This is a genomic window from Alteromonas sp. 5NW40-0090 (assembly GCF_057552975.1).
Map to the genome: position 1 here is coordinate 165760 of NZ_BAAJLT010000014.1, position 25580 is coordinate 191339.

Sequence of the window (25580 nt, forward strand, 5' to 3'; positions counted from 1 at the left end):
CGGGCGTTTTTTTGTGTGTTGCTGTTAACGTCAGCTGTTAACGTCAGCTATTAGAGTCCGCTGTTAAGAAGCAACGGTTTCTGTTTCGCGCACAAAATCCATTAGCTCTTTCCATGCCTGCGTTTCTTTCGCAATTAAGTGTTGCTCAGCCAAAATCGCGGCCAAATCATTATGGCTTGTAAGCGGATTCGCTAACACCACGCGAAACACAGTAATACACTGGGAGGGGTAATCAGGGGCTTCCAGGCGAGTACGAGATACAAATGACTTACCAGCCTCACGTTGCTGCTTTTGTACCGCAACAACAAGGGCGTCAACTTTCTGGTTAATCGCATTGCGCGTTTGGGCGTTAGCGTGCTTTAACTTTTCTTGTACCTCTTCAGGGCACACTCGATACGTTAATAGCGATAACGTCGGCGTAGTAGTTAATTCAAAGTCACTCGCCTTATCTATCATTTGTGAAAAGTCTTTGGCTTTATCGATACTGCGATCAATAAGTAGCTCGTAACCTTTGCGACCGAATATATGCAGCGCAGAATACACCATCATGGCCATACCGTTACGAGAGCCTTCCAGCGTGGTAGCCCCTAAGTCTTTAGAGCCTGCACGTAAAATATATTGGGCATGATGCCTTACCGCATTGGCATTTTGTGGGTCTTTGAAAAGCGCCATACCCGCGCCCATGGGCACATACATTTGTTTATGCGCATCAATAGTCACTGAGTCTGCGCGCTCTATTCCCTTTAGTCTGTCGCGATAACGTGCTGAGAATAGCGTTGCGCCGCCCCAAGCTGCATCCACGTGGAACCAGCACCCCAACTCTTCGGCTACGTCAGCAAGCTCGTCTAGCGGGTCTACGTGCCCTGTTTCGGTGGTACCGCCCACGCCGACGATAGCAAGAAGCTTATTGCCTTCATCTTGATAGCGTTTACCAATGCGAAGGGCTTTCGCTGGGTCGAGGGTTTGTTTCGGTGCAGGCACAGTTAACAGTTGCTCGCGACCTAATCCCAATACATCCACAGCCTTTGAAAGCGAGTAATGGCCGCGCTTGCTACACATCACCCCTAAATTGTTAATGCCGTAGTGGCGATAGGCAGCAGCAAGACCGGCTTTAGCCACGCCAGAAAACCCTTTTTGTGGACCAAGTAGTTTATTGCGAGCCACCCATAACGCGGTAATATTGGCAATGGTACCACCAGAGCAAAATGCCCCTAATGAATGGGCCGCACTGTGTAAATGATCGTCATAAAATCCCTGAGGCTGGTCGTACACAAGGTTGTGCATCATTCCCAGTACTTGACGTTCTAGTGGCGTGAAAGCTTTAGATGTTTCAATCTTAACCAGGTTTTGATTAAGGCCTACCATCAACTTAGAAAGCGGCAGGTGAAAATAAGGCAGCGCAGAGGTCATGTGACCGATAAACGTTGGCGAGTAAGTATTTACAGAGTGCGCAACGAGCTTATCGAGCAAGCTCTCAGCATGAGTAGACACAAACTCAGGTGACTCAGGCACTTTGGAGTCTGAAAAGTCTTTTTCAATTTCTTCTAACGACGTCTTCTTTGTCACGACATGCTGCGACAAAAAATCTAAGATATTGTCAGATAAATGCTGCTCTATTTGAGCCAGCTTTGAGTCTTTGTGTTCAGGTTTGGTAAAGACCCTAAACAGGTGCTCTAAACTAACTTGCGCTTCACCCACTCAACACACCTCATACTTAAAACAATCACACATTTCGCTTACGTTTATTGGGCGAAATCAACAGGCGGTTTAGTAGGACACCGGCCTGACACTTACTTTTCCTTTTAGCCAATTAGCATGCAACACATCTATCTTACGATATTGAGTGGGGCTGTTTGACCGATATACCTAATACTAGTTAACGATATATCGGCAGGGCTATTGCGCGTTGACGCGGTCCATTCGTTGCCAAACCTGAAAACTTATCACAATACTTTCAGGGTGTCGCACTTTACATCAGATTGTAATGCTCGCCAAGAGGTAGAAACAGCCAATTCAGTGACTTGTGCAAAACATTCAGACTAGTTAGTCAATTTTTAAGAATTATGGGGTTATGCAAAAAGCCTATTTACTCTGTGTCACAAGCATTAACACCAAACCATACTTCTTTTGAATTAGTACCGCAAAACTTTGCACTCTCAACTATATTTAATTTATGAATAGTGTCGATGTGTCCCCTTCTATACCTATCAAGTGTAGGTGCAGAAAGCGTTTCGGTCACTATTAGATACACAATTGCAAGGAGGTCGGTTTATGCCCATACGCGAAATATCCGAGGATTTCTCCATAGAAGATATTGTTCCTTACTTTCAACCCATTGTAGATTTAAACAGCCACGGTGTATGGCGGTACGAGTGCTTGGCGCGTCTTATTACTCGAGGGGATAAAACGTTTCTTCCCAGCGAGTTTCTTTATCTTATTGAGCGAGAGCAGCATGTAAACACGCTTGCGGCGAGTATGTTTGTGCAATGTGCTAGCTATTTTCACGACGTCAATATTCCTTGGAACATCAATATAACTGCCAATGACCTACACAATGTTGAGCTTACCAATACCCTTATCACCCACTTAGCTAGCTATCCCACGCCGGAGCGTGTAAGCATTGAAGTGAGCGCTTCTACTGCCCTATCCAATCCGAAAAGCCTCACTGCGTTTATCGAAAAAAGTATGCATGTGGGACTGGGCGTTTTCATCGACAACGTTGGATCGTGTCCGGGCAATATACGTGCGCTAATGAACTTGCCGGTTCGAGGGATTAAGCTTGCAGGCGGGCTAATTAAACACTACGACGAGCAAGAGGCAGTGAAGGAATATGTAGACTATCTTCTGTCGCTATGTGAAAGACATGGCGTTAGCACTATTGCCGAGCACGTTGAAGATGAGGCGCATTTAGAAAGAGTGAAGCGACTGCCTATACGTTATGCTCAGGGTTATGTGTTCAGCCCGCCTATGGCAAACGTACGTCGTACCACTGCGCGCCATTAATAGGCGAATTATACAAATTTGAATAACAAAAGGGGCGAGATTTTCATCTCACCCCGCTTTTATCGGCTTTCAATATTTCTTGCTGCTATAGCAGACTCAGCCTTCCTCGCTACGGCAGTTAAGCTGCCAGCACGATTGACCGCTCCCTCGGTACTTTCGCTCAAACGGCGTCATGTGATCATCGCCAGTGACTTCAGACAAATCTGATACCATGCCGTAATGTTTAGCCGCTTGCGCAAATTCCATTAGATAAATAAGCCAGTTGCTACGCACTTCAATATTTGGGGTGATCGCCATCAGGTCTACCATCGCTGCACTACCATGCCAGCGCTTTTGAACTTGGGTCTTTTTGGGGTACGGATTGGGATACAGCAAAAAGTGCTGAGTCACGTTCCAATTAGACTGCTTTACTAAGCGCCAAAAGTCGTTCACATCGGCACGAATAACCCGATAGTTATCTTGCTGTGCACTGTAATATTCATGTTTATCCACCCGCAGCGCCGACTTATCAATGCCGATAACGCGCGCATTAGGGTTTGCTCTTGCAATATTCGCCGTACTTTCGCCAACGCCACAGCATGAATCTAAAATGATCTCGCCGCTAAAGCCATCAAGCCACGCGCTGACATCGTCAAAAGCGGCTTGTGTATGGTCGCTAATCGGCCGCTTATTTTCACTCGCTTGGTACTTTTTCACTAAGTCGTCTAACTTATCGTGAATTCCTACCTGTGATGTTGTGATTTCTCTAGAATTACCGCTGGCCATTAGCTACGAATACCTTTACCGGTTTTAAGCAAATAGTACGCAACACTGAATAACAGCGCGTTAAAGCCTACTAATAATGTCAGCGATAAGGTTACATTTACGTCAGAGACTCCCAAGAAACCATAACGAAACCCGTTAACCATATACACAACAGGGTTTGCTTTACTTACCCATTGCCAAAATTCAGGCAGTAGCGATAGGGAATAAAAAACGCCACCCAAGTAGGTTAAAGGCGTTAGTACAAACGTGGGCACTACGCTGATATCATCAAAGGTTTTCGCAAACACTGCATTAATTAAGCCTGCCGTTGCGAACAAGGTAGAGGTAAGCAGCAAAGTGAGCGCAATAATACCCAAGTTATGTATTTGCACATCAACGAAAAACAGTGACACCAAGGTAACGATAATACCTATAAGAATAGCCCGGGCTACGCCGCCGCCAACATACCCAAGAATGATGACCGAGGTGGGTACTGGTGACACCAACAGCTCTTCAATATTGCGCTGAAATTTAGCACTAAAAAATGAAGACGACACGTTTGCGTAGGAGTTTGTGATCACCGACATCATAATAAGGCCAGGCACAATAAACTCCATGTAAGTAAAACCGCCCATTTCGCCAATACGGTTGCCGATGAGGCTACCGAATATAACGAAGTACAAACTCATTGTAATAGCTGGCGGCACAAGGGTTTGTACCCATATGCGCAAAAAGCGCGTACATTCTTTTATCCAAATAGTGGTTAGCGCCACATAGTTTTGCTTAAACCAACCCACGTTTTCTTCTGTGTTCATTTGTGTACTTTCAGTTTTCATGTTCTTCACCTTTACCTGCTATGGGTTTAGCCAGCTTGCTTCGCTGATTCAACTAAACGCACAAATAGCTCTTCAAGGCGATTCGATTTATTGCGCATGCTCATTACTTGAATACCCTTTTCACTTAGCTGTGTGAAAACCGGGTTCAACCCTTCCGTTTTCTCAACATCAACTTCAAGCGTGTGATTGTCAATCAAACGGTGCTCAAAGCCCGTTAGCAGGTTATCCGTATTCGACACACCATCTGGAATTTTGATATCCAATACAAAGGTTTCTAGGCTTAATTTAGACAATAAAGCTTTCATGCTGGTGTTCTCGACAATGGTGCCCTTGTTAATAATGGCGATATTGCGACACAGCATTTCTGCCTCTTCAAGATAGTGGGTAGTGAGTATAATCGTGATCCCTTGACGGTTAATCTCTTCTAAGAAACCCCACATAGAGCGGCGAATTTCAATATCTACGCCCGCGGTTGGCTCATCTAAAATAAGCAACTTCGGCTCATGCATAAGTGCTCGAGCAATCATCAGTCTTCGCTTCATACCACCAGATAGCTCACGCGCGCGGGCATCCCGTTTTTCCCACAGGTCTAATTGGGCAAGGTATTTTTTAGCGCGCTCTTTTGCAATACTGCGCGGCACACCGTAGTAACCCGCCTGATTCAATACAATTTGCAGTACGGTTTCAAACTGGTTGAAATTGAACTCTTGTGGCACCAGACCAATGCAGGCTTTTGCTTGCTCTTTTTGCGTTGTAAGGTCGTAACCAAACACTGAAACGCTGCCGTTGGTTTGGTTGACGAGTGAGCTGATAATACCAATAGTGGTAGATTTACCCGCCCCATTTGGGCCAAGTAATGCAAAGAAGTCTCCTTCTTGTACTGTGAGGTCGACGCCTTTTAATGCCTGTACGCCACCTTTGTAGGTTTTGGTTAACCCTTTAATGTCCAACGCTTTCATGATTTGCCCATAGTGAGAGTGTGATCACCAAGACGTATTGACCTTTGATGCAAACCAAAGGTCAGTACGCCCTAATTAACTTTAGTGAGATGCAGTTATCTGTCGCTAACAACGTACAACCAACGAAGTGTAACCTAGTTCATGCTATTAAATGAATACACTCGCGTTTAGTGGTTACTTTAAAAAGTTTAACCATAACTACGCTAAGACCAAGTGCTCTTTACTGTATATCAAAGAGTAACCTTTACGTGATAAATGAGAGCGAAAACGCCTTTTTTCAACCGCAATAAAAAAGCGCCGCGTACCGTTGGGGTAGCACGCAGCGCAAAGGGTAGTTTAATACCAGTCCGCATAGACCAATAGAGACTTTTACGTAGAAGCTCAGCCTTACCGCTTCCACGGCACTGTTTTCCCTCTCCTAGTCTCTGAAGAGGCATCTACAGTGCAATCCGCCTCGCTTACTTAGCACTTAAAAAAAAGCAGTGCGCTAAACTCGACGGACAAATACTATTAAACCCGTTATTCATGGCAAAAAAAGCGCGTAATTGTGGAAATGTGGTGGTGATTTAAAATGCCTGTACAATCAGCATGTAGAGCAGTGCGCAGAGCCCTATTCAAAGTCGCGTTTCTCAATGCTCTACCAGCTGAAATTTCACGATGCCCACTCTCAAATATGGCGTAAATGAGGCAGGCTTGAGGATTTTATGCCGAACTTAGGCAACAGCTGTCATTCATAGGTATAGTGTGCGCTCTATCAGAATTATATTTGCGGGTTAATGTATGCCAAAGACAATTGCATTAGTGGAAGATGACGCGGCCATTCGCGAAAATTACATTGTGGCGCTCAAAGCGCAGGGCTATAGCGTGAATGCCTATGAGGACAGACCGTCAGCTGCTGAAGCGTTTAACCACACCCTACCTGACTTAGCCATTATCGATATTGGTTTGAAAGACGAAATAGAAGGTGGCTTTATGCTGTGCCAGCAACTGCGAGGCCTATCCCAAACCCTTCCTATTATCTTTTTTACTGCACGAGATAACGACGTAGATACTATCAGCGGCCTTAGGATGGGCGCCGACGACTACCTGACTAAAGATATCAGCATGGCCCACTTGCTTGCGCGCATTGCAGCCTTGTTCAGGCGTACGGATTTACTTGCTGCCCCCTCAGAGCAAAAAGACGAACTAAAAGTGGGCGACTTAAAAGTAGACGTTTCGAGAATGACGGTAAGCTGGCAAAACCAGCCCGTTTTGTTGACGGTGACAGAGTTTTGGATGCTGCATGCGCTCATTAAGCGCCCTGGCCATGTGAAAAGCCGCCAACAGCTAATGGATGAGTCCAGAATGGTGGTAGATGACACCACTATTACTTCTCATATCAAACGTATGCGCAAGAAGTTTGTACAGCTTGACTCAAACTTCGACCATATCGACACCGTGTACGGCATGGGGTATCGCTGGCAGCTGTAAAGTACTTGCGTTTAAAGCTGTGTATCACCAAAAAAAATAGAGGCAACCGACTACACTCATGGGATTTCGCTTTTCTATCCGTCTGCAGCTTATGGTGCTGTCGTTGTTCCTATTCACCATTCCCTACTTAGGTTATAACTATGTGTGGGAGCTTGAGCAATATCTGCGAAACGGTCAAGAACAGACCATGATTGGCACGGCGCGAGCCGTTGCTACCGCACTTCATGAGCGTCCCGCATTATTTGATAGCCAATCGGCGTATCTTCAAGACGTACGCCCTGGAACCGATCTTTACGCGCCTCCTATCCCTTCCCCCATTAGACTTGATGGCGAACTTAACGACTGGCAGCAAGTCAGCGAGTTAATGAGTGAGTATGGCAGTGGCGAAGTTATTGAGTATTACAATGGCTATGCGGGTGAACCTACCAGCTTATCGTTCAAGCATATGGTGGGGCGCTACGGTCAATTTCTGTATGCCATGTTTGAAGTCAGTGATGACGTGCTGCTTTGGCGGCAACCCAATAGTTTAAGTGTGGAGACAGGCGACCACTTACTTGTAGGTATGGAAACTCCACAGGGAGAATTAGCAAGGTATGTTGTTGCCCCTTATGAAAGTGGCTGGGTAAATGCCTACAAGCTCGCAGACAACACAACGACCACACGGGCGGTAGAGAACGCGCTTTCTATTCAGGGCCGATGGCAAGAGACTGCCACGGGCTACAACATTGAACTGCGCTTTCCGCTATCTATGACCACAGGCGGCTTAGCATTTACACTTGTCGATGTAGACAACAATGAACGTCGATTGAAGCAGTACGCGTTAGGTACGGCTAATACAAAAGAGCTCGCTGAATTAGGTACTGTTATCACTCCTTCCCCTGAAATTGAGCGCATACTGTCCGGGTTAAAATATGCTGATTCACGAGTATGGGTAGTAGACAAGCACAAACGCGTACTCGCTCGGGCCGGTGATATTCAATCGGCCACGGGCATTGAAGTAGATGAAAAAGAAACCTCTACAAATGCAGTTTGGCATTGGATAGAAAGTGAGTGGTTACTTCCACTTTATTATCAAATTCTTACGCGACCACCTGCCGACTTTATTGACGAGCTAGACGATGCCTATGCATTGGTTGGGCAGGATTTAGGTACTGCGCTTAACGGCCAACCCGACTCGCTATGGCGTTTGTCACCCGATAACAAAGCCATAGTGCTTTCCGCTGCCTATCCAATTTTTATTGAAGGCAACGTAATGGGGGCGGTTATTGTAGAGCAAACCACCAATGGCATTCGCACCTTGCGAAACCGGGCATTAGAGCAGCTTTTTCACGTAATTTTGGCAGTGATGACTATAGGTACATTAGGATTACTGCTGTTCGCTACGCGAATTTCAAACCGCATTCGCTCCCTTCGCGATAACACCGAAGCCGTGATAGATGATAATGGCAAAATCATTGGAACCCTGCCGGTATCAAGTCAGCGTGATGAAATTGGTGATTTATCCCGTTCATTTGCGGATGTGCTTTCGCGGTTGCAGCAGTACAACTCCTATTTAGAAAATATGGCGTCCCGCTTGTCTCACGAGCTTAGAACACCCATCGCCGTGGTGAAGTCGTCATTAGATATGCTAACTCAGGTTACCAACGCCGACCAACAAGCAGTCTTTGTTGAAAGGGCTCAATCCGGCGTGAACCGCCTAAGCACAATATTAAACAGTATGAGCGAAGCCACGCGATTAGAGCAGGCAATTGAGCAAGAAGACTTAGTCACCTTCAATCTAGTGAAAGTCATTGAAGGATGTGTCGAGGGCTATCAGCACACTTACTCGCAAAGAAAATGGACATTCATATCAACGGACAATAGTTTACTGATTGATGGCGCTCCTGAGCTCGTTGCCCAACTGTTTGATAAAATTGTGTCAAACGCCGTCGACTTCAGCAAAGACAATGATGAAATAACCATTAAGCTGGAGAAGCATGACAAATCAGTTGCATTGTCCGTAAGTAATCCAGGGCCGTTGCTTCCTAAAGGGATGAAGAGCCAGCTTACCCAGTCAATGGTGTCGGTAAGAAAAGAAAACGACGTGCAAAACACTGCACAATCTCCACATTTAGGTCTAGGGCTATACATTGCCAATATTATCGCCCAATTCCACAAAGGCCGGCTATCGCTGAACGATAGAGAAGATGCATCTGGTGTGGTTGTGCTGGTTACATTTCCCATATCCCCAACATAAAGCATTAAGCATTAAGCATTAAGCAATTCTTAAAACACTTTAAAAACAAATCAAATGAGAATGTTTATCATTTATGTTTACATATCTATTTATATTAAATAGACTTCGTCCTCCTTACACACACTCAAGGGAAACAGGATGAAAAACACTAAATTAACTATGGGCGCCCAGACCATTGCCGCAGCTTTGGCATTCGGTAGTGGCGCGGTAATGGCCCAGGAAGAAATAGACACGTGTAGCGATGCAACGTCTGCTGAATGTGAAGCCGTATCTGATGAAGCAATTGAACTGATTAAAATTCACGGCGTACAGCAATCTATCTACCGCTACAATAAATCTGGCGATCCTCGTCGCCTAGCAGATCTTGTTGACACACCACAAACCATTAGCGTTCTTACCCAAGACCAAATTCAAGAAAGTGGTAGAACGGATCTTAAAGACATTCTACAGGCACAAGCTGGTGTGACTTTAGGTACGGGTGAGAATGGTAATGCTTTTGGTGACCGCTATATTATTCGTGGCCACGAAGCGCGCAGTGATGTATTCGTTGATGGTCTTCGCGACCCAGGTATGACAACCCGTGAAAGCTTCGCAACCGAACGCGTTGAAATTACCAAAGGTCCTAGCTCAACCTTTGCTGGTCGTGGATCTTCAGGTGGTGCGGTTAACTCTATCACCAAAAAAGCGTCTACCGCTTACAACTTTGGCCGTGTTGATGCCGCAGTTGGTACTGATGAGCACACGCGTTTAACCGTGGATTTGAACAAAACCCTCACTGAGACCAGCGCGGTGCGCTTGAACGGCCTGTACTCATCAGAAGATAAGCCTGGGCGCGAAGGTATTGAGCGTGACCGTGAAGGGGTTCAGCTTTCTTATGTAAATCAACCTACCGATCGCTTGTCATTTACTGGGGATATTTATTACCTAAACGCTGAAGACATTCCTGACTTAGGTAGCTATTACGACAGGGATGCAGGCTACCCGCTTGAAGATATTCCCGTATATGCACAAGACGAAGACTTTCAAAACTCGGAAGTGACCACATTCACCTTGCGTACTGAGTATGACATTAGTGATAACGTGCGTTTTTATAACGCTACTCGTGTGGGTAAGACAGAGAACGAATATATTACCACCGGTATGCGTGGCACTAACCGTGACGCCACCGATCCTACAGCACCAGGTGCTTATACACTATCGTTAAGCAACCACCAAGGTTGGCAGGAAGTTGACTATGTAACTACCCAGTTTAACCTATTCTGGGATACGGCTTTTGCAGGTATTGATCACCGTTTCGTGTTCGGTTTTGAATACACCGACGAGTCAGTAGATAACGGCGTGTTCAATATGGATTACACTAATCCATCAAACTGCTTAACCGGCGGTCGTCGCGGTGTATCTGAAAGTTACTGCCTATTAGATGGCAGTGGCAATGAAGTTGATAACATTAGTTCGTTGATGGGCAAAGCTTTCACCCGTGGCGACGTGGATGCACTATTCGACATTGAAACTTACTCACTATACGTTATGGACACCTTTGAGCTGACCGATAACTTAAATGTTTTCGCAGGCTTGCGTGTAGATAGCTATGACTATAGCAACCAAACTTCTAGTGACCTTTACGAATTCTCAGACGAATTGTACAACGGTCATTTAGGGTTGGTTTACGATGTAACTGAAAACGGCAACATTTATGCGTCGTATAGCACGGCGACCAATATAAACGGCGGTGAGTCTGATCTTGGCGCAAACTGTGGTTATGGCGGCATTTGTGGCACGCCAGAGCAAGCTTCTCAAGCTGATCCAGAGCAGGTAGAAAATATCGAAATTGGTACTAAATGGTCACTATTTAACGAAAAACTTGTAGCAAACGCAGCACTATTTCGCATCACTAAGAGCGACGTACACGAAAGTGTAGGTGATGCTTACTCAACGATAGGTACATTAAATACAGGTGAAAACCGCGTAGAAGGTATTGAGTTCGGCTTAAGCGGTGATATTACCGATAAGCTTAGCGTTCAGGCTTCTGCTGCATTTATGGATTCTGAAGTTCTTGAGTCTTACAGCGACGACAATATCGGTCTTGCTCTAAGCAACTTCGCAGACGAAAGCTTCTACATTCAAATGCGCTATCAGCCTAATGAGAAGTTTGCCTTTGGTGGGGATTACAGCTACCAGTCAGAAATGTACGGTGGTCAACCAGATACTGCGGCTGGCTATAGCGCTGAGACCGGTGAGTACTCCATCGTAGTTCCTGATTATCAAGTGGTTAACCTATTCGCTAACTACTATCACTCAGAGTCACTAACTTTCCGTGTTAACATTGGAAACTTGTTTGACGAAGAATACTGGACGGCAGCCTATCGTTCTGGCGCCTTCATGTATATCGGTGATGGTCGCAACATTACAGGTACCGTTAGCTACGAATTTTAATGCTAGCATAACCTAGGCAGGCAACTGCCTAGGTCTTTTTCTACCAAAAACACACTAAAAAGCGTTGAGAAAATGATTATTATTGATGACTTATTGACGAAGAATGAAGTTGCTCAGTTTCGTCAGCAGCTTTCTAACGTTCCTTTTGTTGATGGCAAGAACACGGCAATGGGAATGGCTGCAGGTGTCAAAAATAACGGTCAGGCGGATGCCCAAGACAAGCGTGTTCAACAGCTTGCTAACCTATTGTTGAGTAAGTTGGGCAATCATCCCAAAGTTATCTCTGCTGCCCTACCCCAACGTATTTTTCCACCTTGCTTTAATCGCTACAGTGAGTCACAAACTTACGGCTATCATGTAGACGCTGCAATTATGCGTATTCCAAATACGCCCGATGTTTTACGTAGCGATATGTCGATGACGATTTTTCTTACCGATAAAGATGAATACGAAGGGGGTGAACTAGTTATTCAAACAGGTTTTGGCGAGCAAAAAGTTAAATGCGATGCGGGAAGCGCCATACTCTACCCATCATCAAGTCTCCATAAAGTCACGCCAGTCACTAAAGGCGAGCGTATTGCCGCTATCACCTGGCTGCAAAGTATGGTGAGCGACCAACAAATGCGTGAAACCCTTTTCCAGCTTGACCAAAGTATTCAGTCGCTAGTTAACGCCGGCACCGCAGAGCGAGAACAACTTGATGGACTTCATCATGTTTACCATAATTTGGTAAGAAAGTTCTCTCAGGTTTAATCGCTGTCAAACACAAGCACTAGCGCGAAAGTTTTCTTAAAAGCGAAATAAAGTCGAAGTCAATAAGGTCTCATATTAAAGGTGTAACGCAGTTGTATATTACTGGGTTTATTCTATGGTTAAGTCAACAGACGTCTTCTTTGAATACTTTGTGCCGTGGTACTTGAATGAAACACAAAACAATTTTTAGCGCCCTTCTTATTATGGCTTGTTCAAGTATGGCATTAGGACAAAATGAGCGCACCGCAAAGTTTTCTATAACGCTGAATAATAGCGATGGCACCCCCGTCGACAACGGCGTGTTTCTTTTTGAGCCTCAGTTCGAGGTCGAGGCGCATCAGATGCCGCATCAAGAACCAGCAATAATGAATCAAATAGACAAACAGTTTGTTCCACACGTGCTTGTAGTAAAAGCGGGTACTGAAGTGACCTTTCCTAATGCAGATAACTTGTTTCATCATGTCTATTCATTTTCTCCCACAAAGCAATTCGAACTAAAGCTTTATAAAGAATTTACCGCAGAGCCTTTACGCTTTGAAAATGCTGGTATTGTCGATATTGGTTGTAATATTCACGATTGGATGCTGGGCTACATTGTTGTTGCGGACACTCCTTATTATGGAAAGACCGATATTCAGGGGCAGGGTTTAGTTTCGCTACCTCATGGTGAATACACTGTACGTTTTTGGCACCCACAAGTAGAAGGTGAAAAGGCTTTCCCTCCACAGTCCATTTCTGTGTCTGCCGATACTCAAGTAACCTGGATGCTTAATACAAATATAACCAGTGATGAGGGATTCGATTCTGGTTTCGGCGACTATTGATGCGGTTTGGTACTCAAATATTAACGCTATTTTCACTAGCGTTTTCGTTAGCTAGTTACGCAGAAACGGATTTTTTATTGCGTGGAACGTGGGCGCTAAAAGAAAATACGCAAAGCTTCCAAGACTTTGGCCAAAACCACCAGCGATTCGAAGATGATGGCTTACACCTCTCTCAAGCCGTTATCTCAACCAACCTGCGTTTGTTTGATGATTGGACATTATCTGGTGTTTTAAATGCTTACAGCGACGGCGAAGAGCGGCTCAACTTTTCTCAGCTATATCTCAAGTATCGGCCACTTAGTGCTTCCTCGATAAAACCTGAAGTAAAAGTGGGTGCCTTTTACCCTGCTATATCTGCTGAAAACACAGATTTTGGCTGGCTATCTCCTCACTTCCTCACTAACTCAGCCATAAACAGCTGGATCGGTGAAGAACTCAGAATCGGAGGCATTGAAGTTAGCTTTAGACAAAATGGCAGACAAGTACGAAGCAACTGGTCGTGGAAAGTATTGGGCAGTGTATTTAAAGGTAACGATACTACAGGTACGCTACTTTCTTGGCGGGGCTTTGCGCTTCACGACAGACAATCGCTTTACAAAGATAGGCTGAATTTTCTGCCTATACCAGGTGTTATCGATGAGGATAGATTGGGTGCCCCTGCATGGACCGAACCCTTTAGAGAAATAGACAACCACTTCGGCTACTATTTTGGCGCGCATGTGGCGTACAAGCGTATGGCTGAAATGCGCTACTATTATTACGATAACAACGCAGATGCCAATGTCGTCGAGTCTGACCGCATCTACGCATGGCATACACGCTTTCATTCGTTAACGCTGCGCTACATGTATAACACTAACTTCAGGGTATTTTCTCAGTTTCTGGTGGGCGACACGCTAATGGGTGAAAGTATTGTAGATAACGATTTTAAAAGTGGTTTTGTTGCTGCTGTATACAGCATGACTCCATACACGATTGCTGCACGTGCTGACTGGTATCAAGTAAATGATGATGACAATTACGCGCTAGATCCTAATGGCAGTTTAGGGCGTGCGCTTACCATCAGCGCTGAGCGCAACATTAGCGAATACTTCTCAATTACCGCCGAATGGCAAATAAACTCAGGCACTCAGCAAAACCTTCGCTTTTTTCAAGACAGCGAGCACTTTACCGAGCACTTGTTCCAGTTGGCATTTACGGTCGCTTTCTAATTAAGCGACTTTTCATTGATAAAAGTTATTTGCGGGTTTAATCGACTTACACTCGATATTCGTTTCTAAAGTAAACGCTTAGCGCACTCTGGTAGACGTTTAAAGTCATATCCCATGTTTTTCAGATTGTTACTTGTCAGTATCAGACTTCCGAAATTACGGTATTCAAGAAGCAAGCTTTTTTCAAATTGATGCTTTGCCACTTTTGGAAACGTTTTTTCCTCAATAGCTGAAAGATACTTCTCTTCTCTTTTTTGGTTCAAGTGTTGTTTAAATTGCGCTTTTGCTAAATTCACACCTTCTACTTCCTTTTCAGAGAGTACTGCTTCTACATCTAGACCATAACTTCCATTTTCGTATCGCTGAACAAAATACAAATAACTGCGAAGGGCGGATACATCAAGCTGTTCAAGCCCATAGCTAACATACGTTAAACTATTCACTACGTGTGCTTTTACTTGTTCATTGATTTGCCCTTCTATTTCGTAAATATGGTGGGCTCGTGTGAGTTCTATAACAACTAAATGTGACAATGCAATCGAGGTATTTCCCATTACCGTTAAATGACGAGCAGCATTATTTCGATATTTCATAGGAACATCTTTGCGCTGCATAATAGTCAACAATGCGAACAAATCGTCGTTTTTTGCGTGTGCAATGAGATCTTGCAAGTCCAATTCCGCATAAGGCGCTAGCAAAATAGTATTTGGGGATTCAAACACTGAATCTTTGGCGGCTAACAAAATATTGCCCCTGTCGATATCCCACTCTATAGATTCTTTGTTTACTCTTACACTATCTGAATACTCAATATCTGTTTTTGTGGAACACCATCGACTTGCGCTGTGGTTTTCTAACAAAGAAACGTTAAGGTCGCTTTCAGACTCCTTTTGCGTAAAGTGAGATTCTGGCACAACAGCTGTTGTGCCTGTTATCTCTTGGTCTACCTTTTGGCTTGATTGTGCTGTGTTAGGTTCACTTCCAGATGAATGGCCAAGTAAGTAATAAAGTAAAAGGATGACGACAGCAAGTGCAGCTATACGCAGCTTAAGGTTCATATGGTTAAACCCTTATATCCAGTTTTAGCTCGTCTTAACGAAACTATCAACTCTCAGCTACTTCAATAAGATCGAATGTGGTGGCACTGTCACCTTTCACCATAACCTGACATTGCCCCCAGCTTTGTGGAATATGCCAAATGTGAGCCTCGGCCACGGTAAACTTTTCTCGGTGAGAGTCACAGCGAACTTCTACAGTATCAAGTTCGCCCTGTATGTTATTAAAAGCAAACTTGTTTCTCACCAGCGTGTGGAACCAACGTCCGTTGTCTCCCATGCTTACGGGTACCTGAAGATTTTTCTCAGACGCAATAGATGTTTTAATCTGATCTACTATTGCGGCAACTTCCTCAATACGCGGTTGTTGCTCTTCCATTTCTTGAAGCCTACTGTACGACTTTAGGGCTTCGGCGTAATATCCACGCTGCGCATCAAGAAGTATTTTCCTCTGAAGTACGTAAGCCACATAATCGTCATCAAAAACGGCATTGTTATAACGCTTTTGTCCATTACTGGAAAGTAATCGCGTTAGGCTTTTCGCTTCTCTTTCAATGTCGCTTTGTTCTCTTGCAATCTGTGACTCCAAGTTGAGCAACCACGCATTCTCGTACCGATTTAACGTGTCCCAACTCAATAGCTCTTTAAGAGCTTCGTCTGCCGCTTCAATATTACCTGCTTTGAATATTTCATCTACGTTTTTATACGCTTTAATAAATTTGCGAGTGGCGCCAGTTTTTCCGTCAATAGCAAAATCCAATTGAACCGCTTGATGGCATTGTTGAGTAGGTTCGCCATCTTTTAATGCAGGGTTATACTGCCACTTTTTAACTGCTGATAGTGCGCTGCGCTTGAAAGACGGGCTTCCGAAGAAATCTTCAACGACAGGATCTTTAACGCGACCTTCTTCATCGATAACGTAGCTTAATCTAACCCATCCTTCACGGCCTTTTCTCACGGCTGTAGTCGGGTATCTTGGATTCACTCGCTCAAGAGGAGTAGCAGGTGTGAATGCGGTTATTCGCTCAACTTCATCGGCTTTCGCCTCTGCAAGAGCTTTTTGTTCAGCTTCATCACAAGGAATGCTAAGTTCTTGCGCAGCTATACTTGAGGTACAAGCCGAAAAAAGTAACACCGCGAGTATAAACGGGTTCCGCTCAGCTATGTGGGCGCGCCATGAAAGATGTGTGCTGGCGCTTTTTTTAAAAAACGAACGTTTAGTTGTCACGGCCCAAACCATGTCTATCATCCTTAATAGTTGTTTTAACGGTTAACGCATTCTAGTTTTAAAATGCTATTTCTTATTTGCCGACTTTTCAAGCGATGCATCAGGTACATTCTTGATCATCATCTGCTCTTTACGCTTGGTCATCATTTTAGCAAGCCTACGCATGCTTACTGTGGTGTCTTTTTCATCTACGATATCGACACCTAACAAGCGCTCTAGGAGGTCTTCTAGCGTAAGCACCCCTTCTAAACCACCGTACTCGTCGACTACCAGCAACATATGTACGTGCTTATTGATAAAGTGCTCGAATGTGACTGACAGCGGCATAGTGTTTAACACGGTAACCATGTCTTTTGCATATTCTGAAAGTGGCTTATCCGTGTTTCCTCTGGCTTGTGCCACCAATAAATCAGAACGCATAACAAACCCGGTAATGTTTTCTGAGTCGCTGTCTTCAAATACGGGGATACGGGAGAATTCGATATTGGCGTGCTTGTGGAAAAAGCCTTCTACCGTCATCGACTCAGATACTTTAAACAGCGCCGTGCGGTGGGTAATTGCGTCTTTCACTTTCAACTCGTGCAAGCTTAACAAGCTTTGTAGAAACGCCGCTTCGTGATTAGCTAGTTGACCTTCTTGCCCCGACAACTCTGCCATGGCGTGTAGCTCACTACGGCTTAACCCGCGAAGTGGGCTGTCTTCTTTAAAGCCTTTCGTCATTAGCTCAGACATTTTAACGAACGGCATAAGTACAATTGAAAGGTATTTAAGAAAATATGCGGTTACTGGCGCTAGTGTTCGCCAATAGGTTGCGCCAAGTGTTTTAGGGATAATCTCAGAAAAAATAAGAATAAGGAGTGTAAGGACTGCTGAAATAACGCCTAGATAGGCGTCACCAAATACTGCTGCCGCTTGCGCACCTGCCCCGGCAGCTCCCATAGTATGAGCGATAGTGTTCAGCGTTAATATTGCAGATAAAGGCGTATTTATATTATCGGTTTGCTTACGTAGTAGCGCACCACTGGCTTTGCCCTCTTTCTCTAACACAGAGATATAAGCAGACGAAACACTCAGAATCACAGCCTCTGCAATGGAGCACAAAAAAGAAAAGCCCAGTGCAATGAAGACGTACACAATAAGTAAAAGCATGTAGTTATTCCAAGCGTCCTTGTAGGTTTAAACGCGTTTTAATTTTAATAAGTTGAACGACTATTATGGATAATAGAGCGGGATATACAAGCGCTCAATGGATATCATTTGAGCGCTTAATTATGAAAGGCATCCGCTGGGCTACTGTTAGCCGCAGCACGCCGAATGTTGTTCTTGGTTATGACGGTGTTGCTGCAGCTTTTTCAGACCCAGCCTTAACATTAACCCCGCCAATAAAATCGCGCATAGCCCATAAATCACCTGAACGTCTGCACCGTGCTCATGAACATGGCTTTGCGTTTTGAGCATAGAGGCTAAAGAAAACGAAGATACTAGGTAGTTCAGTGCGTAGCCAAAACCAATACTCGCAGAGATAACACTGAAAAGGTAAAGCGCTAATGTTCGCGTGCCCATTTCTTGTTTGATCATGCCCATGGTTGATACGTTAGTGGCAGGCCCTGCCATTAAAAACACTAAAACAGCGCCGGGCGATAACCCAGCCGCAAGAAACCCCACCGCGAGTGGCGTTGACGCTGTAGCACATATGTACATAGGAATACCGATTAGCGCCATAACTAGCATGGCGACCACGCCATCACCCCATTGCGTTAAAAAGTCGGTGGGTACCCACGTTTTAATTGCCGCGGCAAGTGCTAAACCAATTAATAACCATAACACAATGTCTTCAAGTAACTTGCCACTGGCATATGAAAGCACGCTTGTGATTTTCGAAGGCGAAGACTCGGGTAGAGGCGTGTCTGTGCTTTCGTGGTTATGAGCATGTATTTTTTCGCTTGCACAACAGGACGTGCTGGCCTGTATTTGCGACTCTAGTTTAGGTGCTTGCTTTGACCCACAGCACGATGACTCCGTCACCTTAGACTGTCGTTGTTGATTTTCTTCTGCTTCTGCGAAAAAACGTACCATCAAACCAGCATAAATGGCGCTTGTAATGGCCGCGATGGGTCTAACAATGGCATATAGAGGTCCGAGTAATGCGTATGACACAGAGACACTGTCTACGCCAGTTTCGGGCGTAGACACCAAAAAAGATATCGTTGAAGACTTAGAAGCTCCACTTCGGCGCAAACCGAGCGCAGCAGGAATAACGCCACATGAACAAAGTGGCAAAGGCGCGCCGATAATAGCTGCTTTGCTAATAGAGCCAAATGATGCACTGCCCATATGCTTTTCAAGAAAAGACACAGGTACTAGCTCATGCATCACTCCTGCGACCAGTAAACCCAATAGCAGCCATGGCGCTGATTCCATGAACAGCGCTAGAAAGTTTTGCCCTAGTAAAATGATATCTGACACATAGCCTCTCTTGTAACCTAGCCTTAAGCTTCAATGCGCAAAGACATGCTCTGCTTGAAGACAAAGTTACGTTGTCTTAAACACTACAGATAGTAACAGATATAGGGTGTGACAGAAAATCAACAAAACTGATTAGGTTGATTGTAGAAGAATAAAAATGGCCAGTACAAAAGTACTGGCCGAATGTTGACTGTCTCGTGAGTGTGCTTTTTAAACTCAGAGGTCAACCATGAAAAATCGAATCATTGTTCAGTTAATCATTAAGCTGCTTATTCTTGTGTGGCCTTGTGTTGCTTCTTTTTTTAAGCTTAGACACTACAGAGAAAGCTTCGAGCATTACGAGTACTGAAACTACCAACACTACTGCGTCTAAGAAAACCAACAAGTAGTTTCCTTCTACGTAGTACTCTTTAAGCTTTATCAGCCCAGCAAAGAAAGCCATAATCAACACAAAAACCATGGGTATAAGCGTATACTTTGCAGGTCGACCTAGCTTTATCAACATAACCGATATAACCAATAGAGTAAGGCTAGCTAAGATTTGGTTAGTCGAACCAAATAGGGGCCAGATGATCATACCTCCACTGCCTGATGCACCGCCTGCACCAAACGCGAGTAGCAAACAGCAGCCAACCGCCACAAGGGTCGCTATAACGCCGTTTTTCAATGCACTAATAGAATAGATATCACCCCACTCTTGTATGATGTAGCGCTGTAAGCGTACACCTGAATCCATCGTAGTGCCTGCAAATAGAACAACCATTACAGCAAGGATCGTTGAAGAAAAATCTACTGGCAATCCCCAGCCTTGCTGAATAAGGTTTGCTCCACCAGTGATAAACGCGCCAACACTGCCAGCGCCCAGGTGACTGTATACTTCATGCCACTCTTCAGGTGATGCAGCAAACGCAACGCCACTTACTGCGACAATGGTAATAAGTGCCAATGAACCTTCACCGATAGCGCCCAAGTAACCAACAAAGCGCGCATCAGTCTCTTTGTCTAGCTGCTTAGAGCTAGTGCCTGAAGATACAATGCCGTGGAAACCAGAAACCGCACCACACGCAATGGTAACGAACAGCAATGGAATGAGACTTGGTGAATCTACTGCAGTTTGCGTGTTAAATGCTGGCGCAGTGATATCTGGCATAGCAAAGAATACCGCACCGTAAAGCAAGAATAAGCCAACAAGCAGCTGCATACCGTTAATGAAATCACGAGGCTGTAGCAACATCCAAACCGGCAGTAGGGAGGCAATAGCTGCGTAAACAAAGAGAATGATGATCCAATTTGCTTTGTCGGCTAGACCAAACATAGTTTCTGGCAAACTCAGTGGGATATAGCTACCTGCATATACCGAAGCGTAGAGCACAATAATGCCAACAATACACAAAGGAATAAGGCTGAAGTTACGCTTTAACAACTGACCGATAATCAATGCAACTGCAATCGCCATCCACGCAGGGAAAACCGCATTGGGCTGAGAAACAAAAGAATTAGCGATAACAACACCGAACACGGCGTTAACCATAAGAAGGACTAGGAATATTACTATCATGAAAAGCGCACGGGAGCGTTTACCGATAACGCTCTCAGAGAGCGCTCCCATGGATTTGCCTTTGTGACGAGCGCTTGCCCATAGCGCGCCCATATCGTGGACGCCGGCAAACAAGATCGTGCCGAAGACAACCCATAGTACGGCAGGAACCCAGCCCCAATAAACTGCGATCGCTGGCCCTACTATGGGTGCTGCGCCTGCTACTGAGGTAAAATGATGGCCCCATAACACTACTTTATTGGTAGGAACAAAGTCGACACCATCTTGCATGGTATGGGCTGGGGTTACAAAACTATCATCCAATTTGAATATGCGGCTCGCAATAAATTTTGAATAGACGAACCAACCGAGCAACATTCCAATGATGCCCAGTATCACTATGGCAATAGACTGCATTTTATTATCCTAATATTGTTTTTCTAAGGCCTTTGAAGTTTTAGCATGTAACAACGCTTAAAAGGCCTAAGTCTGTCTTTTAACATTAAACCATTTGTCTCCATGGTTTAACGCCATTGTAAGACTAAAGTCTAACTCTGACGTAGTTTTTTCCAACTCTTCATACCACTTGGTTGATTTTTACGACTCTCATTCGCACAAGCTTGAGCCAAAACGGTTACTTAACGTAAATTTTGGTCAAATAAGAAATCAGCACTTTAAATAAGATGTATTCTCGTTTATAACTACGCTCTTTTTTTGGGGCGGATAAAAATATGGCATCACCTAAATTTCACATGGCTTTTCGCAAATATCACCGTTGGCTTGGTTTTTTTCTCGCAGGAATAATGGGTGTATACGCTATCAGCGGCATTCTTTTAATTTTTCGCCCTACCGATATATTAAAGTACGAACAAGTCCAGACTAGGCAATTCGAAGCAAACCTATCAGGTGAAGAATTGCTGCCTTTGCTTAAAATGAGAGGCAGTAAAGTCACCAGTGAAAATGTAGACGAAGTCGTACTTAATGTAGGCCAGTACAATAAAGCTACGGGTGAAGCCACTATCACCAAAAAAGACTATCCTATCGTCCTGTCTAAAATGGTGAAGCTGCACAAAGCAACAAATAATAGTCCTCTCTTTTGGCTTAATATTAGCTTTGGCATAGGCCTGCTGTTTTTTGTGATTTCCGCGTTTTTGATGTTTGTTCCCAAACTACCCATGTACAAGAACGGGCTTAAAATTGCCGGTATTGGAGCTATCGTTACCGTAATAACAGTAATCTTTGGCTCGTAAATTTTGCTTCGTAGTGTTTATTTCGTAGTGGTGGCTTCGAAGTATTCGTTTAGTTAAGCCTGTGTAATGGCGCGCTTAGTACGCATGCTGAAAGGTATGCGTACTGGCTAATTAGAATCAGTTAGCAGAAAGAAAAAAGGATTTCATCGTGCTATAAGTCGTTTCAGACTCTGGCGTTTTGTAGAAAATCAAATATTCGGCATGAGATAGCCCTTCAAAAATTTCTATTTGCGCAACACCTCCGCTATCACGTATTGCACGACTCACCCTTACCGTATCGCTTAGAAACATGTCTCGCGTCCCTGTCACTAACAAAGTTGGTGGGAAGGCTTCAAACGAACCGTAAAGTGGCGATATAGCCGAGTCTGTTAGTGCTCTTTTGCCAGCATATAGGTTGGCGGCAGCTTCAAGTGTTCCATCGTAGGTCACTAACACACCGTCTACACTCTCGTTTATATAAAGACTATCGCTGGTTTTGGTAAGGTCGGCCCATGGCGTTCCTGCATATACAGCTTTCGGTAGAGGACTTTTACTTGTGATAAGAGACTGAACTAGTGAAAGGACCAGACTACCTCCTGCAGATGTTCCACCCACAAATACATTTCCCTTACCAGCTTGGTCGAGTAAAGCATTGTAAACTGCAACTACGTCATTCAGTGCAGCTGGAAAAGGAAACGTTGGTGGCATCCTATAGTCAACGCTGTACACCACAATGCCCAACCTTTCAGCGACAAGCAGCCCTTCTTCAATGCTCGGTAAACCACCAAAAAGGACAAACGCCCCACCATGAATATCTAAATAAACTTTATCTTCAAATTCAGGCGTAATCATTTTAGGTGTCAACTTGCGCACTACTACATCATTTATATTCATTAGCTCAACATCTACGTTAAGCTCTTTCTTCATCTTTTTGATTTTTTTCTTCTGCTCGCTATTTCTAGCGTGAACATAGTCTCTCCACTCTTCATTATTACGAGGCGTACTCGCTATTACTTCTTCTTTGGTGAAGTGGGGAAATGCTGAGATGCTTTCTATCAGCGCCTCACTGGCTGCTTGGGGTAATGGGGGCTTATTATTGTGCATAGGTCTTGTAGTAGCTAATGTAGTAGGAGTAAACAAGAGTATAAGTACGTACATCATTAGGTATGTGAATTTCATAATGAATAAACGCCTGACGTAAATCAGTAGCTTTCTAAAAGCGTTAAGGTTTGTGAACAAAGCTTTAATACCATATATGGACCCTCTCCGATTGCAAGACACCGTTATAATTAATTGCCCACTCAGAAGGCGCTGACAAGTGACCTAGCAAAGCGAAGGAATGCAGTAATGGCTATTTCCCTTTCAAATTCCCAGAATGCCGCTAGGATACATACCAGACCTTCCCGAGATCGAGACGCGTTTTTTCTAGGTAGTTTGAAAAACTGCTCTAAGTACAGGTTATATCTAGATTGCATTTTGTTATGCTAGCTTATAGTTTACTCACTACCGTTGAAATGATTACGACTTTTTTAAAAGCGAAGGGATACTAGATCGCACGCTTTAACTAATAATAAGTACATAACCTTAGGGATGAAGATGAAAAGCTTTTCTATACACAAACTCCTGTTCTCATTAGGGCTCGCTGTATCTACTGTAACATCTGCTATAGCCGACACTGAAAGCCAAACGTCCGTTTGGAAAGTGTCTAATGGTGAGGATGCCGTATATGTAGGTGGCACTATCCATATTTTACCCATTTCTGAATTCCCGCTGCCGAGTGAATTTACCGACGTTTATGAACAAGCAGACACATTAGTGTTTGAAGTCAAAATGCCAGACCCTACGGATATCGAAGGTCAGCAAAAAATGATGGCAGGGCTCGCGTATGCAGAAGGCAAATCGCTTAAAGATGATGTTTCAGAAAAAACCTATCAGGCCCTTAATGCTTATTTAGCTAACTTCGGCGCTAATGCAGATCAGTTAGCTCAATTTAAGCCTGGTATGGTTGCATCAATGTTAGTTGCTATGGAAGCACAACGCTCTCAGATGGCCGGGCAAGGGGTAGATGCCTATTTTATGCAGTTAGCGGCACGTGACGGTAAAACAAGCGAATACTTAGAATCACTAGATTTTCAAATCAACATGCTGGCCAACATGGGCGCAGGCGAAGAAGACCGTCTTATCTCTGAAACATTAGAAACCTTACCAGAGCTAAAAGAAATGCTACAAAGCACCATTAAGGCATGGAGACACGGTGATACTGAACAAATTGATGAGTTGGTGGTAGATACATTCAAACGTGAATCTCCTACCTCTTATGATGATGTGTTTACCAAGCGTAACCAAAACTGGCTACCTCAAATCGAAGCTATGTTCGGCGACGAAGACCAAGAGTTTGTTTTAGTTGGTGCAGGACATTTAGTTGGCGATGACAGCGTTATCGCGCTATTAGAGGCGAAGGGCTACAAAATCGAGCAAATGTAGGTCAGTATAAGCCTATAACCATTATAATTAAGCTAGGTATTATCCTAGCTTTTTTATACCTAAGCTCCCTCAAAATAGACCTTAACTTAAGTCTATTTTAAGATGCTTTTTCAATGATATACACTTTACTTACACACTTAACGAGTTAGGGCACGATAGGTCTATAAGGTATGCAGGGTAAAACGAAAGGCTTCACTCTCATTGAGTTAATTATAGTAATTGTTGTTGTCGGCATACTTGCTGTCACCGCTGCGCCTAAACTTTTAAATATTCAAAAAGACGCGCAGGCAGGCGTACTCAAGGGCTTAAAGTCAGCTTTAGTCGCTTCTTCAGATATTGTCTATGCTAAATCACTCCTTGAGGGTGTTGAAGGCCGCGCTGATACCACCCTATCTTCAGGTATTCGCGTACGCTACGGCTATCCTTACGCAACACAAACGAATTTAAAGCTTGTAGCAGACTTCACCGAAGACGATTGGAAATTAACAGGCTCAGCCCCTGAAGTTATTTTCACTCTAGAAAGGCAAACTAGCGGCTTTAGCAATGACGAGATTGAAGAAGATGAAGTATGTAAGCTTACCTATCGTCACCCTAATCGAGGTGAGAAGCCCACTATAACGGTCAATAACTGTAACGCATAACGCGACCTTCCCGCAGTAACAATAGAACCGTCTCGCGCATTTCTACAGTCCTCACAAGCTTAATAGTTGCCAAAGTGGAGTACTTGTTCAATCTAGAACTTTTGGCTGCACGGAAGCAGGTGCTCAGACCCCAATATAAAAGCAACGGTGGGTCAACAACCTGTTACTTCTTCTCCCCCTCAAACTTTTTGATATGGTTGAAGCAGCGAGTGATTGTTGTGCCCTCTGAAACCCTACACCGCAGGGATGCGGTGTAGGAGCCCCCACGGACGGGTTCACGGCGTGTTACTCCTCTCCTCCTCAAAGCTTTTTGTTATGCAGATTGCGAAGGGAGTGAAGCCCCATCAAAAACTGATCGCAGCAGGGACGCTGCTGCGAAGCCGCCATGGATGGCTTTACGGCGTGTTTTTGATGGGGCTTCACTCCAGAAGTTCTAAATTACAGGCATAAAAAAAGCGCACCTAAGTGCGC

General features: G+C 44.4%; 20 protein-coding genes. 10 read left to right on the forward strand and 10 right to left on the reverse strand.

All coding sequences use genetic code 11. The annotated features are described in order from the left end of the window. Positions 1 to 63: 63 nt before the first annotated feature. Positions 64 to 1698 (reverse strand): pyridoxal-dependent aspartate 1-decarboxylase PanP, encoded by a 1635-nt coding sequence (gene panP / locus AC27KT_RS17425; protein WP_487132061.1) that lies wholly within the window; start codon positions 1696 to 1698, stop codon positions 64 to 66. Between the two features lie 573 nt (positions 1699 to 2271). On the opposite strand from panP, the gene AC27KT_RS17430 reads away from it, so the two are divergent. Beyond that, positions 2272 to 3003: an EAL domain-containing protein gene (locus AC27KT_RS17430; protein WP_487132063.1), complete on the forward strand. Its 732-nt coding sequence runs from the start codon at positions 2272 to 2274 to the stop codon at positions 3001 to 3003. Positions 3004 to 3099: 96 nt separating this feature from the next. Here AC27KT_RS17430 and trmB read toward each other — a convergent pair whose 3' ends face one another. Genes trmB through AC27KT_RS17445 form a run of 3 tightly spaced genes read right to left on the reverse strand, consistent with a single transcriptional unit; the run spans position 3100 to position 5542 of the window. Continuing rightward, the gene (gene trmB / locus AC27KT_RS17435; RefSeq protein WP_487132065.1) at positions 3100 to 3768 is read right to left on the reverse strand and encodes a tRNA (guanine(46)-N(7))-methyltransferase TrmB; all 669 of its coding nucleotides are present in this window, start codon (positions 3766 to 3768) and stop codon (positions 3100 to 3102) included. Next, positions 3768 to 4583, reverse strand: coding sequence for an ABC transporter permease (locus AC27KT_RS17440; RefSeq protein ID WP_205676508.1), 816 nt, complete (start codon positions 4581 to 4583; stop codon positions 3768 to 3770). Before AC27KT_RS17440 ends, trmB begins: the two co-directional genes overlap by 1 nt. 26 nt (positions 4584 to 4609) lie before the next feature. Beyond that, on the reverse strand, positions 4610 to 5542 hold the full coding sequence (locus AC27KT_RS17445; RefSeq protein WP_487132068.1) for an ABC transporter ATP-binding protein: 933 nt from the start codon (positions 5540 to 5542) through the stop codon (positions 4610 to 4612). 780 nt (positions 5543 to 6322) lie between these two features. On the opposite strand from AC27KT_RS17445, the gene pdsR reads away from it, so the two are divergent. The 6 genes from pdsR (at position 6323) to AC27KT_RS17475 (ending at position 14469) form a co-directional block, all read left to right on the forward strand. Beyond that, entirely contained in the window at positions 6323 to 7012 is a 690-nt protein-coding gene (pdsR, locus tag AC27KT_RS17450; protein WP_487132070.1) for a proteobacterial dedicated sortase system response regulator, read from the forward strand. Between the two features lie 58 nt (positions 7013 to 7070). After that, the gene (pdsS, locus tag AC27KT_RS17455) at positions 7071 to 9248 is read left to right on the forward strand and encodes a proteobacterial dedicated sortase system histidine kinase (protein WP_487132072.1); all 2178 of its coding nucleotides are present in this window, start codon (positions 7071 to 7073) and stop codon (positions 9246 to 9248) included. A 138-nt stretch (positions 9249 to 9386) separates the two neighbouring features. Next, complete coding sequence (locus tag AC27KT_RS17460; protein WP_487132074.1) at positions 9387 to 11681, forward strand: TonB-dependent receptor; 2295 nt, start codon at positions 9387 to 9389, stop codon at positions 11679 to 11681. Between the two features lie 72 nt (positions 11682 to 11753). Further along, positions 11754 to 12434, forward strand: a complete 681-nt coding sequence (locus AC27KT_RS17465; protein ID WP_487132076.1) for a Fe2+-dependent dioxygenase — start codon at positions 11754 to 11756, stop codon at positions 12432 to 12434. Positions 12435 to 12601: 167 nt separating this feature from the next. Next, positions 12602 to 13258, forward strand: coding sequence for a methylamine utilization protein (locus AC27KT_RS17470; RefSeq protein WP_487132078.1), 657 nt, complete (start codon positions 12602 to 12604; stop codon positions 13256 to 13258). Continuing rightward, on the forward strand, positions 13258 to 14469 hold the full coding sequence (locus tag AC27KT_RS17475) for a hypothetical protein (RefSeq protein ID WP_487132080.1): 1212 nt from the start codon (positions 13258 to 13260) through the stop codon (positions 14467 to 14469). Before AC27KT_RS17470 ends, AC27KT_RS17475 begins: the two co-directional genes overlap by 1 nt. 65 nt (positions 14470 to 14534) lie before the next feature. Here the strand turns inward: AC27KT_RS17475 and AC27KT_RS17480 are convergent, their stop codons facing one another. The 5 genes from AC27KT_RS17480 to AC27KT_RS17500 all read right to left on the reverse strand — a co-directional run bounded on the left by AC27KT_RS17480 (position 14535) and on the right by AC27KT_RS17500 (position 21172). Continuing rightward, complete coding sequence (locus AC27KT_RS17480; protein ID WP_487132082.1) at positions 14535 to 15527, reverse strand: hypothetical protein; 993 nt, start codon at positions 15525 to 15527, stop codon at positions 14535 to 14537. Between the two features lie 46 nt (positions 15528 to 15573). Beyond that, positions 15574 to 16764, reverse strand: coding sequence for an energy transducer TonB (locus AC27KT_RS17485; protein ID WP_487132084.1), 1191 nt, complete (start codon positions 16762 to 16764; stop codon positions 15574 to 15576). A 54-nt stretch (positions 16765 to 16818) separates the two neighbouring features. Beyond that, positions 16819 to 17901: a CNNM domain-containing protein gene (locus tag AC27KT_RS17490; RefSeq protein WP_487132086.1), complete on the reverse strand. Its 1083-nt coding sequence runs from the start codon at positions 17899 to 17901 to the stop codon at positions 16819 to 16821. A gap of 147 nt (positions 17902 to 18048) precedes the next feature. Beyond that, positions 18049 to 19218, reverse strand: coding sequence for an SO_0444 family Cu/Zn efflux transporter (locus AC27KT_RS17495; protein WP_487132088.1), 1170 nt, complete (start codon positions 19216 to 19218; stop codon positions 18049 to 18051). Between the two features lie 253 nt (positions 19219 to 19471). Beyond that, on the reverse strand, positions 19472 to 21172 hold the full coding sequence (locus AC27KT_RS17500; protein WP_487132090.1) for a carbon starvation CstA family protein: 1701 nt from the start codon (positions 21170 to 21172) through the stop codon (positions 19472 to 19474). A gap of 314 nt (positions 21173 to 21486) precedes the next feature. On the opposite strand from AC27KT_RS17500, the gene AC27KT_RS17505 reads away from it, so the two are divergent. Beyond that, positions 21487 to 22005: a hypothetical protein gene (locus AC27KT_RS17505; RefSeq protein WP_458731047.1), complete on the forward strand. Its 519-nt coding sequence runs from the start codon at positions 21487 to 21489 to the stop codon at positions 22003 to 22005. A gap of 117 nt (positions 22006 to 22122) precedes the next feature. On the opposite strand, the gene AC27KT_RS17510 is transcribed toward AC27KT_RS17505, so the two are convergent. Next, the gene (locus tag AC27KT_RS17510) at positions 22123 to 23163 is read right to left on the reverse strand and encodes an alpha/beta hydrolase (protein WP_487132093.1); all 1041 of its coding nucleotides are present in this window, start codon (positions 23161 to 23163) and stop codon (positions 22123 to 22125) included. 417 nt (positions 23164 to 23580) lie between these two features. Here AC27KT_RS17510 and AC27KT_RS17515 point away from each other — a divergent pair, with 417 nt between their 5' ends. Next, the gene (locus AC27KT_RS17515; RefSeq protein ID WP_487132095.1) at positions 23581 to 24468 is read left to right on the forward strand and encodes a TraB/GumN family protein; all 888 of its coding nucleotides are present in this window, start codon (positions 23581 to 23583) and stop codon (positions 24466 to 24468) included. A gap of 170 nt (positions 24469 to 24638) precedes the next feature. Beyond that, positions 24639 to 25109, forward strand: a complete 471-nt coding sequence (locus AC27KT_RS17520) for a prepilin-type N-terminal cleavage/methylation domain-containing protein (RefSeq protein ID WP_487132097.1) — start codon at positions 24639 to 24641, stop codon at positions 25107 to 25109. Positions 25110 to 25580: the final 471 nt, after the last annotated feature.

Bases quoted from the DNA above. Each gene is read 5' to 3' on its own strand.
- pdsS (WP_487132072.1), top strand. From the start codon at position 7,071: ATGGGATTTCGCTTTTCTATCCGTCTGCAGCTTATGGTGCTGTCGTTG.
- AC27KT_RS17445 (WP_487132068.1), bottom strand. From the start codon at position 5,542: ATGAAAGCGTTGGACATTAAAGGGTTAACCAAAACCTACAAAGGTGGC.
- AC27KT_RS17430 (WP_487132063.1), top strand. From the start codon at position 2,272: ATGCCCATACGCGAAATATCCGAGGATTTCTCCATAGAAGATATTGTT.
- AC27KT_RS17515 (WP_487132095.1), top strand. From the start codon at position 23,581: ATGAAAAGCTTTTCTATACACAAACTCCTGTTCTCATTAGGGCTCGCT.
- AC27KT_RS17505 (WP_458731047.1), top strand. From the start codon at position 21,487: ATGGCATCACCTAAATTTCACATGGCTTTTCGCAAATATCACCGTTGG.
- AC27KT_RS17470 (WP_487132078.1), top strand. From the start codon at position 12,602: ATGAAACACAAAACAATTTTTAGCGCCCTTCTTATTATGGCTTGTTCA.
- AC27KT_RS17510 (WP_487132093.1), bottom strand. From the start codon at position 23,163: ATGAAATTCACATACCTAATGATGTACGTACTTATACTCTTGTTTACT.
- AC27KT_RS17460 (WP_487132074.1), top strand. From the start codon at position 9,387: ATGAAAAACACTAAATTAACTATGGGCGCCCAGACCATTGCCGCAGCT.
- AC27KT_RS17440 (WP_205676508.1), bottom strand. From the start codon at position 4,583: ATGAAAACTGAAAGTACACAAATGAACACAGAAGAAAACGTGGGTTGG.
- AC27KT_RS17490 (WP_487132086.1), bottom strand. From the start codon at position 17,901: ATGCTTTTACTTATTGTGTACGTCTTCATTGCACTGGGCTTTTCTTTT.
- trmB (WP_487132065.1), bottom strand. From the start codon at position 3,768: ATGGCCAGCGGTAATTCTAGAGAAATCACAACATCACAGGTAGGAATT.
- AC27KT_RS17480 (WP_487132082.1), bottom strand. From the start codon at position 15,527: ATGAACCTTAAGCTGCGTATAGCTGCACTTGCTGTCGTCATCCTTTTA.
- AC27KT_RS17485 (WP_487132084.1), bottom strand. From the start codon at position 16,764: ATGGTTTGGGCCGTGACAACTAAACGTTCGTTTTTTAAAAAAAGCGCC.
- AC27KT_RS17465 (WP_487132076.1), top strand. From the start codon at position 11,754: ATGATTATTATTGATGACTTATTGACGAAGAATGAAGTTGCTCAGTTT.
- AC27KT_RS17520 (WP_487132097.1), top strand. From the start codon at position 24,639: ATGCAGGGTAAAACGAAAGGCTTCACTCTCATTGAGTTAATTATAGTA.
- pdsR (WP_487132070.1), top strand. From the start codon at position 6,323: ATGCCAAAGACAATTGCATTAGTGGAAGATGACGCGGCCATTCGCGAA.
- AC27KT_RS17500 (WP_487132090.1), bottom strand. From the start codon at position 21,172: ATGCAGTCTATTGCCATAGTGATACTGGGCATCATTGGAATGTTGCTC.
- AC27KT_RS17475 (WP_487132080.1), top strand. From the start codon at position 13,258: ATGCGGTTTGGTACTCAAATATTAACGCTATTTTCACTAGCGTTTTCG.